14 protein-coding genes are annotated in these 16,715 nt (G+C 69.3%); 13 read left to right on the plus strand and 1 reads right to left on the minus strand.

Annotated elements, in window-relative coordinates:
- Positions 1-54: 54 nt before the first annotated feature.
- Positions 55-972: a sugar phosphate isomerase/epimerase gene (locus GTY58_RS27895; RefSeq protein ID WP_037649822.1), complete on the minus strand. Its 918-nt coding sequence runs from the start codon at positions 970-972 to the stop codon at positions 55-57.
- 123 nt (positions 973-1,095) lie between these two features.
- Here GTY58_RS27895 and iolC point away from each other — a divergent pair, with 123 nt between their 5' ends.
- The 13 genes from iolC to GTY58_RS27960 all read left to right on the plus strand — a co-directional run bounded on the left by iolC (position 1,096) and on the right by GTY58_RS27960 (position 15,773).
- Positions 1,096-2,046, plus strand: coding sequence for a 5-dehydro-2-deoxygluconokinase (gene iolC, locus GTY58_RS27900; RefSeq protein WP_010986741.1), 951 nt, complete (start codon positions 1,096-1,098; stop codon positions 2,044-2,046).
- 125 nt (positions 2,047-2,171) lie between these two features.
- Positions 2,172-3,077: a deoxyribose-phosphate aldolase gene (locus GTY58_RS27905; RefSeq protein WP_078234516.1), complete on the plus strand. Its 906-nt coding sequence runs from the start codon at positions 2,172-2,174 to the stop codon at positions 3,075-3,077.
- Positions 3,078-3,084: 7 nt separating this feature from the next.
- On the plus strand, positions 3,085-3,906 hold the full coding sequence (gene iolB, locus GTY58_RS27910; protein ID WP_010986743.1) for a 5-deoxy-glucuronate isomerase: 822 nt from the start codon (positions 3,085-3,087) through the stop codon (positions 3,904-3,906).
- Positions 3,903-5,786: a 3D-(3,5/4)-trihydroxycyclohexane-1,2-dione acylhydrolase (decyclizing) gene (gene iolD, locus GTY58_RS27915; protein ID WP_010986744.1), complete on the plus strand. Its 1,884-nt coding sequence runs from the start codon at positions 3,903-3,905 to the stop codon at positions 5,784-5,786. Before iolB ends, iolD begins: the two co-directional genes overlap by 4 nt.
- 14 nt (positions 5,787-5,800) lie before the next feature.
- Positions 5,801-7,303 (plus strand): CoA-acylating methylmalonate-semialdehyde dehydrogenase, encoded by a 1,503-nt coding sequence (mmsA, locus tag GTY58_RS27920; RefSeq protein WP_010986745.1) that lies wholly within the window; start codon positions 5,801-5,803, stop codon positions 7,301-7,303.
- 299 nt (positions 7,304-7,602) lie between these two features.
- A complete protein-coding gene (locus GTY58_RS27925) occupies positions 7,603-9,012 on the plus strand; it encodes an APC family permease (protein WP_010986746.1) in 1,410 nt (469 codons plus the stop codon).
- A gap of 173 nt (positions 9,013-9,185) precedes the next feature.
- The gene (locus GTY58_RS27930; RefSeq protein ID WP_037649818.1) at positions 9,186-11,822 is read left to right on the plus strand and encodes an alpha/beta fold hydrolase; all 2,637 of its coding nucleotides are present in this window, start codon (positions 9,186-9,188) and stop codon (positions 11,820-11,822) included.
- The gene (locus GTY58_RS27935) at positions 11,819-12,682 is read left to right on the plus strand and encodes an ABC transporter permease (protein WP_010986748.1); all 864 of its coding nucleotides are present in this window, start codon (positions 11,819-11,821) and stop codon (positions 12,680-12,682) included. Before GTY58_RS27930 ends, GTY58_RS27935 begins: the two co-directional genes overlap by 4 nt.
- 602 nt (positions 12,683-13,284) lie before the next feature.
- Positions 13,285-13,542, plus strand: coding sequence for a hypothetical protein (locus GTY58_RS27940; RefSeq protein WP_042493633.1), 258 nt, complete (start codon positions 13,285-13,287; stop codon positions 13,540-13,542).
- A gap of 298 nt (positions 13,543-13,840) precedes the next feature.
- Positions 13,841-14,101 carry a hypothetical protein gene (locus tag GTY58_RS27945; protein WP_010986750.1) on the plus strand — a complete coding sequence of 87 codons (261 nt, stop codon included), beginning with the start codon at positions 13,841-13,843 and terminating at the stop codon, positions 14,099-14,101.
- Between the two features lie 411 nt (positions 14,102-14,512).
- Positions 14,513-14,773: a hypothetical protein gene (locus tag GTY58_RS27950; RefSeq protein WP_063774004.1), complete on the plus strand. Its 261-nt coding sequence runs from the start codon at positions 14,513-14,515 to the stop codon at positions 14,771-14,773.
- Positions 14,774-15,056: 283 nt separating this feature from the next.
- Positions 15,057-15,314 (plus strand): hypothetical protein, encoded by a 258-nt coding sequence (locus GTY58_RS27955; RefSeq protein ID WP_042493636.1) that lies wholly within the window; start codon positions 15,057-15,059, stop codon positions 15,312-15,314.
- A 210-nt stretch (positions 15,315-15,524) separates the two neighbouring features.
- Positions 15,525-15,773 (plus strand): hypothetical protein, encoded by a 249-nt coding sequence (locus GTY58_RS27960; protein WP_037649816.1) that lies wholly within the window; start codon positions 15,525-15,527, stop codon positions 15,771-15,773.
- Positions 15,774-16,715 lie beyond the last annotated feature (942 nt).

Genomic DNA, 16,715 nt, shown 5'->3' on the forward strand with positions numbered 1-16,715 from the left:
CCGCAGAGTCCGCAGGGGCCAGGAACCCGGAGCCCCGCGCCTCCCGCGGCCCCTCTACGCCCCGCAGGACCGCAAGAACGCCCGGGTTCGCTGGGCGATCGGCAGTGGCTTGTCCGGCTCGCACGGGTACATGTCCTGCTCGACGATCGCGAAGAGGTCGACGTCCAGCTTCTGCGCGGCCGCCAGCACCGGCTCCAGTGCCGGTACGCCGGACGGCGGCTCGCACATCACGCCACGGGCCACGGCCGGACCGAAGGGAACCTCGCCGGCCCGGACGTCGGCGAGGATCTCCGGGTCCACCTGCTTCAGGTGCAGGTAGCCGATCCGCTCCCCGTAGGTCTCGATGAGCTTGACGCTGTCGCCGCCGCAGTACGCGTAGTGCCCGGTGTCCAGGCACAGCGACACCGCGGACGAGTCGGTCCCGTCGAGGAACCGGGTGACGTTCTCCTCGCTGTCGATGTGCGTGTCGGCGTGCGGGTGGACGACGATTTCCAGCCCGTAGCGCTCGCGCACCTCACGGCCGAGGCGCTCGGTCCCCGTCGTGAGGTGCCGCCACTGCTCAGCGGTCAGCGTGCTCGGCTCCAGTACCTCGCCCGTCTTGTCGTCGCGCCAGAAGGACGGGATCACGACGAGGTGCGACGCGCCCATCGCCTGGGTGAGTGCCGCGATGTCCGACACATGCGCCCAAGTGGACTCCCACACGTCCGGCCCCCGGTGCAGCCCGGTGAACACCGTGCCGGCGGAGACCTTGAGCCCGCGCCGCGCGGTCTCCTCGGTGAGCACCGCGGGGTCGGTGGGCAGATAGCCGTACGGGCCCAGTTCGATCCACTCGTACCCGGAGCGGGCGACCTCGTCGAGGAAGCGCTGCCAGGGCACCTGCCGGGGGTCGTCGGGGAACCAGACGCCCCAGGAGTCGGGAGCCGACCCGACGCGGATGCGGGAGAGTGAGGACTGTGGTGACAACGACGTCATGGGCGCCAGCTTCCGACCGGGAGAAAGCGCTGTCAAGGTGTCGTCCGAATGTCTGGACAAAACATTGACAGGGCTCCCGCGACCCGACTAGACCTGTGGGCAGCCGATTGCGAAGGGGAGTCGATGGCGTACGACCTGATCACCATGGGACGGATCGGAGTGGACCTCTATCCGTTGCAGACGGGCGTGCCCCTCCCACAGGTGACGTCCTTCGGGAAGTTCCTCGGCGGCTCGGCGACGAACGTCGCGGTGGCCGCGGCGCGGCTCGGCCGCAGCACCGCGGTTGTCACACGGACGGGTGATGACCCGTTCGGCACGTACATCCACGAGGCGCTGCGCGGCTTCGGTGTCGACGACCGCTGGGTCACGCAGGTCGCCGGGCTGCCGACACCGGTCACGTTCTGCGAGATCTTCCCGCCGGACGACTTCCCGCTCTACTTCTACCGGCAGCCCAAAGCGCCGGACCTGGAGATCGACGCGCACGAGCTGGACCTGGACGAGATCCGCGCCGCGCGCATCTTCTGGATGACGGGCACCGGCCTGAGCGAGGAGCCCAGCCGCACGGCCACCCTCGCGGCCCTCGCCCACCGCGCCAAGTCCGGTACGACGGTCTTCGACCTCGACTGGCGCCCCATGTTCTGGGCCGACCCCGCACAGGCCCGCCCCTTCTACACCGAGGCCCTGCGCCACACCACGGTCGCCGTCGGCAACGTCGACGAGGTGGAGATCGCCACGGGAGAGCGGGACCCGCACTCGGCCGCTCGCGCGCTGCTGGCCGCGGGTGTCGAACTCGCCGTCGTCAAGCAGGGCCCCAAGGGCGTCCTCGCCGTCCATCGCGACGGTACGACGGCCGAGGTCCCGCCCCTGCCCGTCAAGGTCCTCAACGGCCTCGGCGCAGGTGACGCCTTCGGCGGCTCGCTCTGCCACGGGCTCCTCGACGGCTGGGACCTGGAGCGGCTCATGCGGTACGCGAACGCGGCGGGCGCCATCGTCGCCTCCCGCCTGGAGTGTTCCTCCGCGATGCCCACCCCGGCCGAGGTCGAGGACGCGCTCACGGCGGGAGCGGTCCTGTGAGGGCGGGGCAGGTCGGCGGGGGCCGGCACGGAGACGAACAAGGCGCAGGAGACGGCGGCGCGCCGGCGCGAGGCAGCGACGGCCCCGCACGCGCACGAAGCGGAGACGGCCCCACGCACGCGCGCGTGGGCGACGGCACTCCGCACGCGCGCGTGGACGTCGCCCACCTCGTCCGCACCCGCACCCACCACCCCGAGGCGATCGCCGAGGCCGCCGCGCGCCGCCCCCGCCGCGCCCTCCTCGGCAACGACACCGGCCGGCTGATGATCGTCGCCGCCGACCACCCCGCCCGCGGTGCCCTTGCCGTCGGCGACCGCACCCTGGCGATGGCCAACCGTGCCGACCTCCTGGAGCGGCTCTGCCTCGCGCTGTCCCGCCCCGGCGTGGACGGCGTGCTCGCCACCGCCGACATCCTGGACGACCTGCTGCTCCTCGGCGCCCTCGACCGCAAGGTCGTCATCGGCTCGATGAACCGCGGTGGACTGGCGGGCGCCTCCTTCGAACTGGACGACCGTTTCACCGGCCACCGCCCGCAGGACATCGAGCGCCTCGGCTTCGACGCGGGCAAGCTGCTCCTGAGGATCGACTACGACGACCCGGGATCCCTCAACACCCTCGAATCCACCGCCCGGGCCATCGACGACATGGCCGCGCGCAGACTCCCCGTCTTCGTCGAGCCGTTCCTGTCCCGACGCGGGGCGGACGGCAAGCTCCGCAACGATCTGAGCGCCGAGGCCGTGATCAAGTCCATCGCCATCGCCGCCGGCCTCGGCGGCAGTTCGGCGTACACCTGGCTGAAGGTCCCCGTCACCGAGAACCCGGACGACATGGCCCGGGTCATGGAGACCTCGACGCTGCCCGCCGTCCTGCTCGGCGGCGACGTCGGCGAGGACCAGGAGGGCGCGTACGAGAAGTGGCGCGGCGCGCTGCAACTTCCCACCGTTCAGGGGCTGGTGGTCGGCCGGTCGCTGCTGTACCCGGCGGACGGCGATGTGGCCGCCGCCGTGGACACCGCCGTAGGACTGCTGTGAGGGCCGCATGACCACCAACCTGTACGTCCCCCAGGGCGCCACCTCGGGCCCCCAGTACGTCCTCGACATCGACCCCGAGCGGGCCGGCTGGACGTACAGCAGCCTGCGGATCGTGGAGCTCGCGCCGGGCGGCACCCACACCTTCACCACCGGTGACAGTGAGTGGATCGTGCTTCCCCTGGGCGGCGCCTGTACCGTGGAAATCGAGGGCAAAGAGTTCCAACTCCTGGGCAGGGAAAGCGTGTTCGCGGGGGTCACCGACTTCGCGTACGTGCCCCGTGACGCCCGGGCACAGATCGCCTCCGGCGCGGGAGGCCGCTTCGCCCTGGCAGGAGCGAAGTGCGAGCGCCGACTCCCCGCCCGCTACGGCCCCGCGCCGGAGGTTCCCGTCGAAGACCGAGGCAGCGGCAACTGCGCCCGCCAGGTGCGCAATTTCGCCTCCGCCGACGCCTTCGACTGCGACAAGCTCATCGCCGTCGAGGTCATCACCCCCGGCGGCAACTGGTCCTCGTACCCGCCGCACAAGCACGACGAGAACCGGCCCGGAGCCGAAACGGAACTCGAGGAGATCTACTACTTCGAGATCGACGGCCCGAACGGTTTCGGGTACCAGCGCGTATTCCCCTCACGCGTGGGCGGATCCGACGTCCTCGCGGAGGTCCGCACCGGCGACGCCGTCCTCGTCCCCGACGGCTGGCACGGCCCGTCGGTCGCCCAGCCGGGCCACGCCATGTACTACCTGAACGTCATGGCGGGGCCGGGTCAGGAGCGGCAGTGGCGGATCTGCTTCCACCCGGACCACGTAGAGAGCACAGGGGGGTACCGATGACCTCGACGACGAGGCTGACGGTCGCACAGGCGCTGGTGCGCTTTCTCGCCGCCCAGTACACCGAGCGCGACGGCATACGGCAGCGGCTGATCGGCGCGACGTGGGGCATCTTCGGCCACGGCAACGTCGCCGGGATCGGTCAGGCGCTCGTCGAGTACGCCGACGACATGCCGTACCACCAGGGCCGCAACGAGCAGGCCATGGTGCACGCGGCGGTCGGCTACGCCCGGCAGTCGAACCGGCTGTCCACCCACGCGGTCACGACCTCCATCGGCCCGGGTGCGACGAACCTCGTCACCGGCGCCGCCCTCGCGACCGTCAACCACCTCCCGGTCCTGCTCCTGCCCGGCGACACCTTCGCGACGCGCCCGGCGGACCCGGTCCTCCAGCAGCTCGAAGTCCCGTACGCGGGCGATGTGTCGGTCAACGACTGTCTGCGTCCGGTGTCGAGGTACTTCGACCGCGTCACCCGCCCCGAGGCGCTGATCCCGGCCGCGCTCCAGGCGATGCGGGTGCTCACCGACCCGGTCGAGACGGGCGCGGTCACGCTCGCGCTGCCGCAGGACGTGCAGGCGGAGGCGTACGACTGGCCGGAGGAGTTCTTCGCCGAGCGGACCTGGACCGTGCGCCGTCCGGGCGCCGACCCGACCGAACTCGCGGAGGCCGTGCGGGCGATCCGGGTGGCCCGGCGCCCCCTCCTGGTGGCCGGCGGCGGCGTCCACCACAGCCGGGCCGAGGAGGCGCTCGCGGAGTTCGCCGAGGCCACCCGCATTCCGGTCGCCTCGACGCAGGCCGGCAAGGGTTCACTGCGCTGGGATCACCCGCAGGACGTCGGCGGCGTCGGCCACACCGGCACCGCGACCGCCGATGAGCTGGCCCGCACGGCGGACCTGGTGATCGGCGTGGGCACCCGGTACACCGACTTCACCACCGCCTCGCACACCCTCTTCACCGGCGACGGCGTCCGCTTCCTCAACCTGAACATCGCGCCCTTCGACGGCCACAAGCTCTCCGGCCTGCCGCTGATCGCGGACGCCCGCAGCGGCCTCCAGGAGCTGACCGAGGCGCTGCTGATGCACGAGCACCGCGTCCCGCCCGCGTACGTGAGCGAGTACACGGAGGACAAGGAGCGCTGGGAGTACCGGGTCGACGCGGCGTTCGAGGCCGAGGATCCGGACATCCGGCCCACCCAGCCGCAGGTCCTCGGTGCCCTCGACGAACTGGTGGACGAGTCCGACATCGTGCTCAACGCGGCCGGCTCGCTCCCCGGTGACCTGCACAAACTGTGGCGGACGCGCTCCCGCGACCAGTACCACCTGGAGTACGGCTACTCCTGCATGGGCTACGAGATCCCGGCCGCGATCGGCGTACGGCTGGCCGCCCCCGACCGCCCGGTGTGGGCGCTGGTCGGCGACGGCACGTACCTGATGATGCCGACGGAGATCGTCACGGCCGTGCAGGAGGGCATCGCGATCAAGGTCCTGCTGATCCAGAACCACGGGTACGCGTCCATCGGCGGTCTGTCGGAGTCGGTGGGCGGCGAGCGGTTCGGCACCGCGTACCGCTACCGGTCCGAGGACGGCCAGTACACGGGGGCTCCGCTGCCCGTCGACCTCGCCGCCAACGCGGCCAGCCTGGGCATGCGGGTCCTGCGCGCGAAGACGGTCCGTGACCTGCGGGCAGCGCTCGCGGAAGCCCGCGCCGCCGACACTCCCACATGTGTCTACGTGGAGACCAAAACGGCAGACACAGTGTCGGGCGCGCCTCCGGCACAGGCCTGGTGGGATGTACCTGTGGCCGAGACCGCGACCCGTTCGTCGGCGGTCAAGGCACGTGAGCTGTACGAACGGCACGTCTCGACCCGACGCCGCCATCTGTGAAGGAGTACTCGGTCATGACGAAGATCGTCAACCACTGGATCGGCGGCAAGACCGTCGAAGGCGCGTCGGGCACGTACGGGCCGGTCACCGACCCGGCGACCGGCGCGGTCACCACGAAGGTCGCCTTCGCGACGGTCGACGAGGTGGACGCCGCGGTCGCCGCCGCGAAGGACGCCTACGCGACCTGGGGCCAGTCCTCGCTGGCCAAGCGGAGCACGATCCTCTTCAAGTTCCGGGCGCTGCTCGACGCCAACCGGGACGCGATCGCCGAGCTGATCACCGCAGAGCACGGCAAGGTGCACTCCGACGCGCTCGGCGAGGTCGCGCGCGGGCTGGAGATCGTCGACCTGGCGTGCGGCATCACCGTGCAGCTGAAGGGCGAGCTGTCGACCGAGGTCGCCAGCCGGGTGGACGTCTCGTCGATCCGGCAGCCGCTGGGTGTCGTCGCGGGCATCACGCCGTTCAACTTCCCGGCCATGGTGCCGATGTGGATGTTCCCGCTCGCCATCGCGTGCGGCAACACGTTCGTGCTGAAGCCGTCCGAGAAGGACCCGTCGGCGGCCCTGAAGCTGGCCGAGCTGCTGGCCGAGGCCGGTCTGCCGGACGGCGTCTTCAACGTCGTACACGGGGACAAGGTCGCGGTCGACCGCCTCCTGGAGCACCCGGACGTCAAGGCGGTGTCCTTCGTCGGCTCGACGCCGATCGCCCGCTACATCCACACGACCGCCTCCGCGAAGGGCAAGCGTGTCCAGGCGCTCGGCGGCGCCAAGAACCACATGCTGGTCCTCCCGGACGCGGACCTGGACGCGGCCGCCGACGCCGCCGTCTCGGCCGCGTACGGCTCGGCCGGCGAGCGCTGCATGGCGATCTCCGCGGTCGTCGCGGTGGGCGCCATCGGGGACGAGCTGGTGGAGAAGATCCGCGAGCGCGCCGAGAAGATCAAGATCGGTCCGGGCAACGACCCGGCCTCCGAGATGGGTCCGCTGATCACCAAGGCGCACCGCGACAAGGTGGCCTCGTATGTGGCGGGCGCGGCGGCGCAGGGCTCCGAGGTCGTCCTCGACGGCACGGGCCACACGGTCGACGGCTTCGAGGACGGCCACTGGATCGGCCTCTCGCTGCTCGATAAGGTGCCGACGTCCGCGGACGCGTACCGGGACGAGATCTTCGGCCCGGTGCTGTGCGTGCTGCGCGTGGACTCGTACGAGGAGGGCCTCGCCCTCATCAACGACTCGCCGTTCGGCAACGGCACCGCGATCTTCACCCGGGACGGCGGCGCCGCCCGCCGCTTCCAGCTGGAGGTCGAGGCGGGCATGGTCGGTGTGAACGTGCCGATTCCGGTGCCGGTGGGCTACCACTCCTTCGGGGGCTGGAAGGACTCGCTCTTCGGCGACCACCACATCTACGGCAACGACGGCACGCACTTCTACACCCGCGGCAAGGTCGTCACCACCCGCTGGCCGGACCCGTCCGAGGCCCCGGCGGGCGTCGACCTGGGCTTCCCGCGCAACCACTGAGCACCCCCGTAGGGTCTCCGAGGCCGTCCGCATCGCGGACGGCCTCATTTTTTTCGGGGTGCGCGCTGCGGTTCCCGCACGGGCGGAAGAGAGCGCACGGACTGACCATCCGCGACGCAAATCACATGTGGATCATCTTTCAGCTACGGATTCCGTAGATGAACACCTATTGACGCGACGGTTTTCGTCAAGGTTCCATCAGCGCCGGGAGCGGACGAAGTGACGTACGACGCGAGCCGCCGGAGGCGATAGCGCTCCCGCCCGAAACACCTGACGCACGAGTCGATCGGAACCGCTTCATGACCGACACGCTCCGCCCCGCAGAGACTCCCGTACTGGACGCCGGCCCCCTGACGTCCGACGGCCCTCAGAAGCTCAAGCGCTCCATCGGCATCGTCGGCGGCACCCTGCTCACGCTCTCGTGCGTGACGCCCGCCTCCACGCTCTTCGTGGTCGTACCGGACCTCTTCGGTTCACTCGGCACCGCGACCGCCCTCACCATCGCGATCGGCTCGCTGCTCTGTATCGCCGTGGCGTTCTGCTACTCCGAGCTGGGCACCCTCATCCCCAGCGCGGGCGGCGAGTACGCCATGGTCTCCACGATGGCCGGGCGGCTCGCGGGCTGGCTGGTCTTCGTGCTCTCCCTGCTCGTTGTCATGATCGTGCCGCCGGTGATCGCCATGGGAACGGCGGACTACCTGGCGCCGATCGTCCACCTGGACCCGGCCGTCGCCGGCGCCGGCGTGATGCTCCTCGCCACCCTCGCCGGCCTGCTGGACCTGCGCGCCAACGCCTGGATCACCGGAGTCTTCCTGGTCCTCGAAGTCATTGCGGCGGCCGTCGTGGCGGTGCTGGGCTTCGCCCACAGCGAGCGCGGAGCCGGCAGTCTGGTCTCGATGCAGGTGGCCGGCTCCGGGGGCCACACGGACACCGTGACGGGCATGCTGGTCGTCTCGGGGCTCGCGATCGCCCTCTTCGTCACCCAGGGCTTCTCGACCGCCGTCTACCTCTCCGAGGAACTGGAGAACCCGCGCCGCAACGTCGCCCGTACGGTCCTCGCTACCCTCGCCATCTCGACCGTGATCATCCTGGTGCCGGTCGTCGCGATCACCATGGGCGCCTCGGATCTCTCCACGCTCACCGGCGGCGACATCAGCTCCATGGTCACCGCCTGGTCCAACTCCGCCGTCGGCACCTTCGTCAGCCTCTGCGTGGCCCTCGCGATCATCAACGCGGGCATCGTCATGGTCATCCAGAACTCCCGCGTCCTGTTCGCCTCGGCCCGCGACAAGGCCTGGCCCGAGCCGGTCAACCACGGCCTCGCCAAGCTCGGCCGCTTCGGCTCGCCCTGGGTCGCGACCCTCGCCGTCGGCGTCCCCGGCGCGCTCCTGTGCTTCGTCAACCTGGACACCCTGTACGGCGTGACCGGCGTCTCCGTCACCGGCATGTACCTGCTCGTCGCGGTCGCCGCCCTGCTCGCCCGGCGCGGCTCCCACGCCCACACGCCGGCCTGGCGGATGCCCCTGTGGCCCGCGATGCCGGTCCTGCTCATCGTGGTCCTCGCCTACATCCTCAGTCAGCAGGAGACCGGTTACCTCCTGTGGACCGGCGGCATCACGGCCGTGGCCACCTTGTACTGGGCCTTCTACCTGCGCCCGCGCCGCGACACCCGCTGGCTGGTGTCGATCCCGGAGGACACACAGGAGTAGGCCCCGCGGAGCCCGGCCCTGCCCAGGGCGGCACGGGCGACGTCGTTCGGGCGGTCCTCTCCCCGTGTACCACGCTTGCGGTACGCGGGGAGGGGACCGTACGCCTGGGGGAGGGGCACCACTTCCGCCCGGTGGCTGCATCGCTTGTCGGTGGCGGCCCGTACGGTTGACGCATGGATCTTCGACTGCCCGCATTCCGCAGGCCGCGCCGACTGGTGGCCGCGGTGGCCGCCGTCGTCGTGCTGGCCGGTGCCGGTACGTGGACGGCCGTCGCCTCGGACGAGGCGCCACCCGTGCACCGCACCGACAGAGCCATGGCGATGGGCGACGGGGTGAAGATCAACACGTCGTACTTCACCGCGGGCTCCGGCCGCCGCCCCGCCGTCCTCCTCGCGCACGGCTTCGGCGGCAGCAAGGCCGATGTGCGGGACCAGGCGCAGAAGCTCGCCCGCGACGGATACGCGGTGCTGACCTGGTCGGCGCGAGGCTTCGGCGGCTCCACGGGCAAGATCGGGCTGAACGACCCCAAGGCCGAGGTCGCCGATGTGTCGAAGCTCATCGACTGGCTGGCCCGGCGGCCCGAGGTCCAGCTCGACAAGAGCGGTGACCCGCGCGTCGGCGCAGCAGGCGACTCGTACGGCGGCGCGGTCTCGCTGCTGGCCGCGGGGTACGACGACCGGGTGGACGCCATCGCCCCGGCGATCACGTACTGGAACATGGCGGACGCTCTGTTCCCGAACGGCGTGTTCAAGAAGCTGTGGGCCGGCCTCTTCATCAACTCCGGCGGCGGCTGCGACAAGTTCGAGGCGCAGCTCTGCGCGATGTACAACCGGGTCGCCGAGTCCGGGAAGCCGGACGCGCAGGCGCGCGCACTGCTCGACGTCCGCTCGCCGTCCGCCGTCGGCAAGCGCATCAAGGTGCCCACCCTGCTCGTGCAGGGCCAGTCCGACTCCCTCTTCTCCCTCGGCCAGGCGGACGCCGCGGCCAGGGCGATCCGCGCCAACGGCGCGCCCGTGGACGTCGACTGGATCGCCGGGGGCCACGACGGCGGCAACATGGAGACGAACCGTGTCCAGGCCCGCGTCGGGGCATGGTTCGACCGCTATCTGAAGGACGAGAAGGGCGTCGACACCGGCCCGGCCTTCCGGGTCACGCGCACCGGCGGCGTCAACTCGACCGACGGAACGGCCCAGCTGCGGGGCGCGAGCGGGGAGACGTACCCCGGCCTTCGGAGCGGGCGGCGGACGATCGCGCTGAGCGGCCGCGAGCAGAACTTCGCCAACCCGGCGGGGGCGAACCCGCCCGCGCTCTCCGCCCTCCCCGGCCTGGGCGGCTCCGGAGGCCTCTCCCAGCTGTCGTCCCTCGGCATCGGAGCGTCACTCGACTTCCCCGGGCAGTTCGCGCGGTTCGACTCGGCACCCGTCACCCGCGACCTGCGGATCAGCGGATCGCCGACCGCGACGGTGCACGTGAAGTCGACCAGCGAGGACACCGTCCTGTTCGGAAAGGTGTACGACGTCGGCCCGGGCGGCACCCAGAAGGTGCTGCCGTCGCAACTGGTCACCCCGATCCGGGTCGAGGGCGCCAAGGAGGGCAAGGACGTCACCCTGAGCCTGCCCGCCATCGACCACGAGGTGCGGAGCGGGCACCGGCTGCGCCTCGTCCTGGCCTCCACGGACCTCGGCTACGCGTCACCGACGGCACCGGCGACGTACACGGTGTCCCTGAAGGGCGACCTGTTGGTGCCGACCGCGCCCGGCGTGACGACCGCGGCCGCGCCGCTGCCCGCCTGGGTGTGGTGGCTGCCCCTGGCCGGAGTGGTCGTGGCGCTGGCCCTGCTGCTGTCGGGCCGTCGTCGTACGGCGACCCCGGCACCCGATCCCGCACTCGCCGAAGTCCCCTTGGAGATCACGGACCTGAGCAAGCGGTACGCGAAGTCCGCGGACCGGTATGCGGTACGGGACCTGTCGTTCCGGGTGGAGAAGGGCCAGGTGCTGGGCCTGCTCGGACCGAACGGCGCGGGCAAGACCACCACCCTCCGCATGCTCATGGGCCTGATCAAGCCGGACGCCGGCGAGATCCACGTCTTCGGGCACGCGATCCGGCCGGGCGCGCCGGTGCTGTCCCGGGTGGGCTCCTTCGTCGAGGGTGCGGGTTTCCTGCCGCATCTGTCGGGCCGCGAGAACCTGGAGCTGTACTGGCAGGCGACCGGCCGCCCGTCCGAGGACGCCCACCTGGACGAGGCGTTGCAGATCGCGGGCCTGGGCGACGCGCTGGCCCGCGCGGTGCGCACGTACTCCCAGGGCATGCGCCAGCGTCTCGCCATCGCCCAGGCCATGCTGGGCCTGCCGGACCTGCTCATCCTCGACGAACCGACCAACGGCCTCGACCCGCCGCAGATCCGCGAGATGCGCGAGGTGATGATCCGGTACGCGGCGGCCGGCCGCACGGTGATCGTCTCCAGCCACCTGCTGGCGGAGGTCGAGCAGTCCTGCACGCATCTGGTGGTCATGGACCGCGGCCGCCTCGTCCAGGCGGGCCCGGTGCACGAGATCGTCGGTTCCGGCGACACCCTGCTCGTGGGCACGGGCACGCCGGTGGACGAGCCCGTCGTCGAGAAGGTGGGCGCGCTGCCCGGGGTGGCCTCGGCGGTCCGCACGGACGAGGGACTTCTCGTCCGCCTCGACACCGACGGCAGCGCCGGGCGGCTGGTCGTGGAGCTCGTACGGCTCGAAGTGCCCGTGGAGTCGGTGGGACCGCACCGCCGGCTTGAAGACGCCTTCCTCACCCTGATCGGAGGTGCCGCATGAGCACGCTCGTCGAGCGGACCGAGACGGCCGACGGATACCGCGCGCGGCGGACGCTGCCGCTGCGGGTCGAGTTCGTCCGGCAGCTGAAGCGGCGCCGCACTCTCGTCATGGGCGCGATCCTCGCCGTGCTGCCGTTCGTGCTGGTCGCCGCCTTCGCGATCGGCGGCGAACCCGGCGCACGCAACGGGCGGGTGACGCTGATGGACACGGCCACCGCGTCCGGCGGGAACTTCGCCGCGGTGAACCTGTTCGTGTCCGCGGGCTTCCTCCTGGTGATCCCGGTCGCGCTGTTCTGCGGTGACACGATCGCCTCCGAGGCGAGCTGGTCGTCGCTGCGCTATCTGCTGGCGGCCCCGGTGCCCCGGGCCCGGCTCCTGTGGTCCAAGCTCGTCGTCGCGCTCGGGATGAGCCTTGCGGCGATGGTGCTGCTGCCGGTCGTGGCGCTGGCGGTGGGCACGGCCGCGTACGGGTGGGGCCCGCTGGAGATTCCCACCGGCGGCACCCTGCCCGCGGGCACGGCGGCCCAGCGTCTGCTCGTCGTGGTGGCGTACATCTTCGCGTCCCAACTGGTCACCGCGGGGCTGGCGTTCTGGCTGTCGACCAAGACCGACGCCCCGCTGGGCGCGGTCGGCGGCGCGGTCGGCCTGACCATCGTGGGGAACGTGCTGGACGCGGTCACCGCCCTCGGCGACTGGCGCGACTTCCTGCCCGCGCACTGGCAGTTCGCCTGGGCCGACGCCGTACAGCCGCAACTGGAGTGGAGCGGCATGATCCAGGGCACGGCGATCTCCCTGACGTACGCCCTGGTGCTGTTCGCGCTGGCCTTCCGGGGTTTCGCCCGCAAGGACGTGGTGTCGTAGGTCGACGGAGGATCACCCACCGGTCTCGACGAGCCTTGCCCGCGCCCTCTTCGAGACCCATCCCCAACGCTCCGTAGCGCACGTTCCCGCCGCGGCCCGCACGGACGAGGGAGCGACGCCGAAGACGGCGGCTTCGTAGCGCGCCGCGGGCGCTCACCGCGGCGGACGGTCTGCTGCTGACGGGTTGTGTGCCGTGCCGGAGCGGAGACCCCGCACGGCACGCAGCGGACCGGCTTCCCACGCAGCGCGTCCGGCCGGTGCCCGTACGCCGACCATGCCGCGGCCACCGGCCGAGCGCCGGCCCCACCTCCGTGACGAGGCCGGGCGCTCGGTCGGCCACTCCTCCCATCGGGCCTTGCTGCCTGGCCTCTTCTGCGCCGGCCTGCCCACGGTCACTGGCCTCCCGAGGGCTGCCCGCAACAGTCGCCGCCTGCCGCAGTGCGGTCCGCGCCTCCGGTATGACTAAAGGGCATATAAAACATTTAGTCGCACTCAGCCCGATCTGCCGGGAATGAAGTGGTAAGTGAGCCCTGTGTTATCGTCTGTGACTGTCCGAGCACGGTCCGTAAGGGATCCGGGCGCGCGAAGAAATCGGAGAAGTGATGAGCAAGCTCAAGAAGGTCGCGGCCGTAGCGGTCATGGTCGGTGGCATGGCTCTCGGTGGCGGGGTCGCCAACGCAGCCGGCGGCCACGGGTACGACGACCCGGCTGACGTCATCATCGGCAACCTGCAGCCTGTGAACTGCCACCAGGACTTCGAGGGTGGCCTCGCGTTCGCGCCCGTTCAGCTCGCGTCCACCGAGGGCAACTCCCAGAACATCGGCAACTTCTGCACGGTGGTCGGTCCCGTCGAGGACTGATTCCAGGGTGCTGGGAAGAGCTGGTCTCGCACCTTGGGGTGCGAGACCAGCTTGCGTTGTGCGGCCTGTACGGCCATCGCGACGCTGGTTCTCGCGGTCCCGGCTCCGCTCCGAATGGTCACTCACTATTACGGCGCAGCCTGAGAAGTCATTTGGATTAAAAAGCATATATAGACACAAACACTCACTCAAATGGATGTGCCGGAAATGCAGCGTTAAGTGAGCCCTGTGTTAACGTCTGTGACTGTCCGAGCACGGTCCGTAATGGTTCCGGGCACGCGAAGAAAACGGAGAAGTAATGAGCAAGTTCAAGAAGGTCGCGGCCGTAGCGGTCATGGTGGGCGGCATGGCTCTCGGTGGCGGGGTCGCCAACGCAGCCGGCGGCCACGGGTACGACGACCCGGCTGACATCATCATCCCCAATCTGCAGACCGTGAACTGCAACCAGGAGTTCGAGGGTGGCCTCGCCTTCGCGCCCATTCAGGGTGCGGCCCTCGCCGGCTCCAACAGCCAGAACATCGGCAACTTCTGCACGGTGATCGGGCCCAGGAACGACTGATTCCGGGGCGTTGCGAAATGCCGGGTCTCGTGCTTTTGGTGCGAGGCCCGACATCCGCTCCTCGCCCCTTGGCGCATCGGGCGCCCCGATTCAAGGCCCAGTGCCGGCTCTCCCCTTCTGAGGCGCGGGTCTCGCGCCCCTCAGGGAGCCGTCCTTGGATTTCCATGACGTCGGCTCGTCGGCCAGCCCTCCACCCCGCACTTTCCGCGGGCCCGGCTCTCACCCAAATGGTCGCTCGCTATCGCGACGCAGTTCGGTGAGCCCGATGGGGGAAAGCGCATATGGGCATGAGTCATTACTCAATATGGAGTATCAAGAAATGCAGCGTTAAGTGTGCTGCATGTTATCGTCTGTAACTGTCCGAGCACGGTCCGTAAGGGATCCGGGCGCGCGAAGGAAAACGGAGAAGTGATGAGCAAGCTCAAGAAGGTCGCGGCCGTAGCGGTCATGGTCGGTGGCATGGCTCTCGGTGGCGGGGTCGCCCACGCCGGCGATGGCCCCCTGTACGACGACCCGTCCGGCGTCATCATCGGCAACCTGCAGCCCGTGAACTGCGACCAGGAGTTCGCGGGTGGCGCCCTCTTTGCGCCCGTCCAGGGGGCGGCTGCCCTCGGTGACAACCACCAGAACATCGGCAACTTCTGCACGGTGGTCGGTCCCGTCGAGGACTGATTCCGGGGCGCCGTGAAGAGCCGGGTCTCGCACCTCCGTGCGGGACCCGCTCCTCGGCCGGTCCTCCATCCCTTGGTTCTCACGGGCCCGACTCTCCCCCGAACGGTCGCCCGCTATTGCGGCGCAGTTCGGCGAGCCGATGGGAAAGACGGATATGAGTATGAATTACTACTCAATATGGAGTATCGGGAAATTCGGCGTTAAGTGTGCTGCGTGTTATCTTCTGTAATCGTCCGGGCACGGTCCGTAAGGGGCCCGGGTGCGCGAAGAAATCGGAGAAGTGATGAGCAAGTTCAAGAAGGTCGCGGCCGTAGCGGTCATGGTCGGTGGCATGGCTCTCGGTGGCGGGGTCGCCCACGCGTGTGATGGCCCCCTGTACGACGACCCGGCCGGCGTCAGCATTGACAACCTGCAGACCGTGAACTGCCACCAGGAGTTCGAGGGTGGCCTGGCGTTCGCGCCCGTTCAGCTCGCGTCCACCGATGGCAACAGCCAGAACATCGGCAACTTCTGCACGGTGGTCGGTCCCGTCGAGGACTGATTCCGGGGCGCTGTGAAGAGCCGGGTCTCGCACCTCCGGTGCGAGACCGCTCCTCGGCCCTCGGCGCGTCGGGCGCCCCGATCGACTGCCGACTCGGGGCAGCAGGGCGGAGGGGGAAGCTTTCATGGCACACGGGATGTCGAGGCGACAACAGCTCGACGTCCCCTTTTGCGTTTCGTAGTTGCCCTGAGTCAACACATGGAGATGTATATGCACAGGTTCAAGAAAGTCATGCTGGTGACCGCCGCTGTCAGCGGCATCGGTCTGACGGGTGCCGGGACAGTCCAGGCCGACGACCGCGGTGGCGACCCGCACGCCGCCGTCGACAACACGCAGCTTCTGCAGTGTGAACAGGCATTCAACGCCTCCCTGATCACGATCAATGCGCCGATCACCGTGTTGGGCGACAACATCACGAATATCGGCAATTTCTGCTCGCAAATCGGTCCACGCCAGTGAACGGGTGATCGCCCGGCAGTCGGTTCAGGGGACGCGTCCTGTTGATGTGAACGCGGGCCAGTCCCCTGTGCCCGGCAGGTGTGTCGCGCGACCCGGCGTCTCAGGGAATCACGGTCTCCGCGAAGTCTGCGGCAGAGCGCACCTTGTCCGGACCGGCCGGCGGGGCGCCGAATAGAGCCGGATCCTTTCATGTATGCGCAGGGTTAATCCAATACTGACAGCGGCCATCCTTCTATTGGCCGCTGACCCTTTTTCGGGTCCTTTGAAGTAACGTTTTTTCTGCTGCTCCAGCCCCCTCCGATGACCGCTTGTACGTAGGCCATCGCTGCGCCGCTGATCGACTCCAGCCCGCCACGCGAGTCACAATGACTCCCCGTCGCGCCGAACGGAGCAGCCCGTACCCGCTTGCCCGGTGCAATATCATCCGATCAGCTCAATTTACTTTCAGTTGCCATACAGGGCCATGCGGATGAATTTCGATGGCCATTCATCCGCAAGAATGGCACTTGGTTGATGCGGGCTTTCCTGCTGTTGCAGTATTGATTCCCTCCTTCTAGTGAAGAGGAATGTGAGTCGAATCGCGCCTCGGAGGGAATATGAGTGATACGATCATCTTGCCGCGTTGTCCGGAGACAGGGAAAGCATCTTTCCGTACTGAATCCGAGGCGAGGATCTGGCTGATCAAACAGCCGCTGTTAGAGAGAATCCCGGACCGTATCTACCGATGTTCGGATTGTCGGTACTGGCACTTCACCGGATCCCATCACTGGACTAGCCAGAAGATCAAGCGGAGGCGAAACCACGGGAGGCGGGAAGCTGTCTCGGGTCACAGCCGTAGGAAGAGGGGAAAGAGCTGACGAGAGAGTCAGCCCTCTCGCTTCCTGTGTGCGCGGATCCGAACCCATGCCTCACCATGCAGGACACGATCTCAGGGCTCGTACG

It is taken from the genome of Streptomyces sp. SID5469, assembly GCF_009862865.1.
In the GTDB taxonomy this organism is placed as follows: domain Bacteria; phylum Actinomycetota; class Actinomycetes; order Streptomycetales; family Streptomycetaceae; genus Streptomyces; species Streptomyces avermitilis.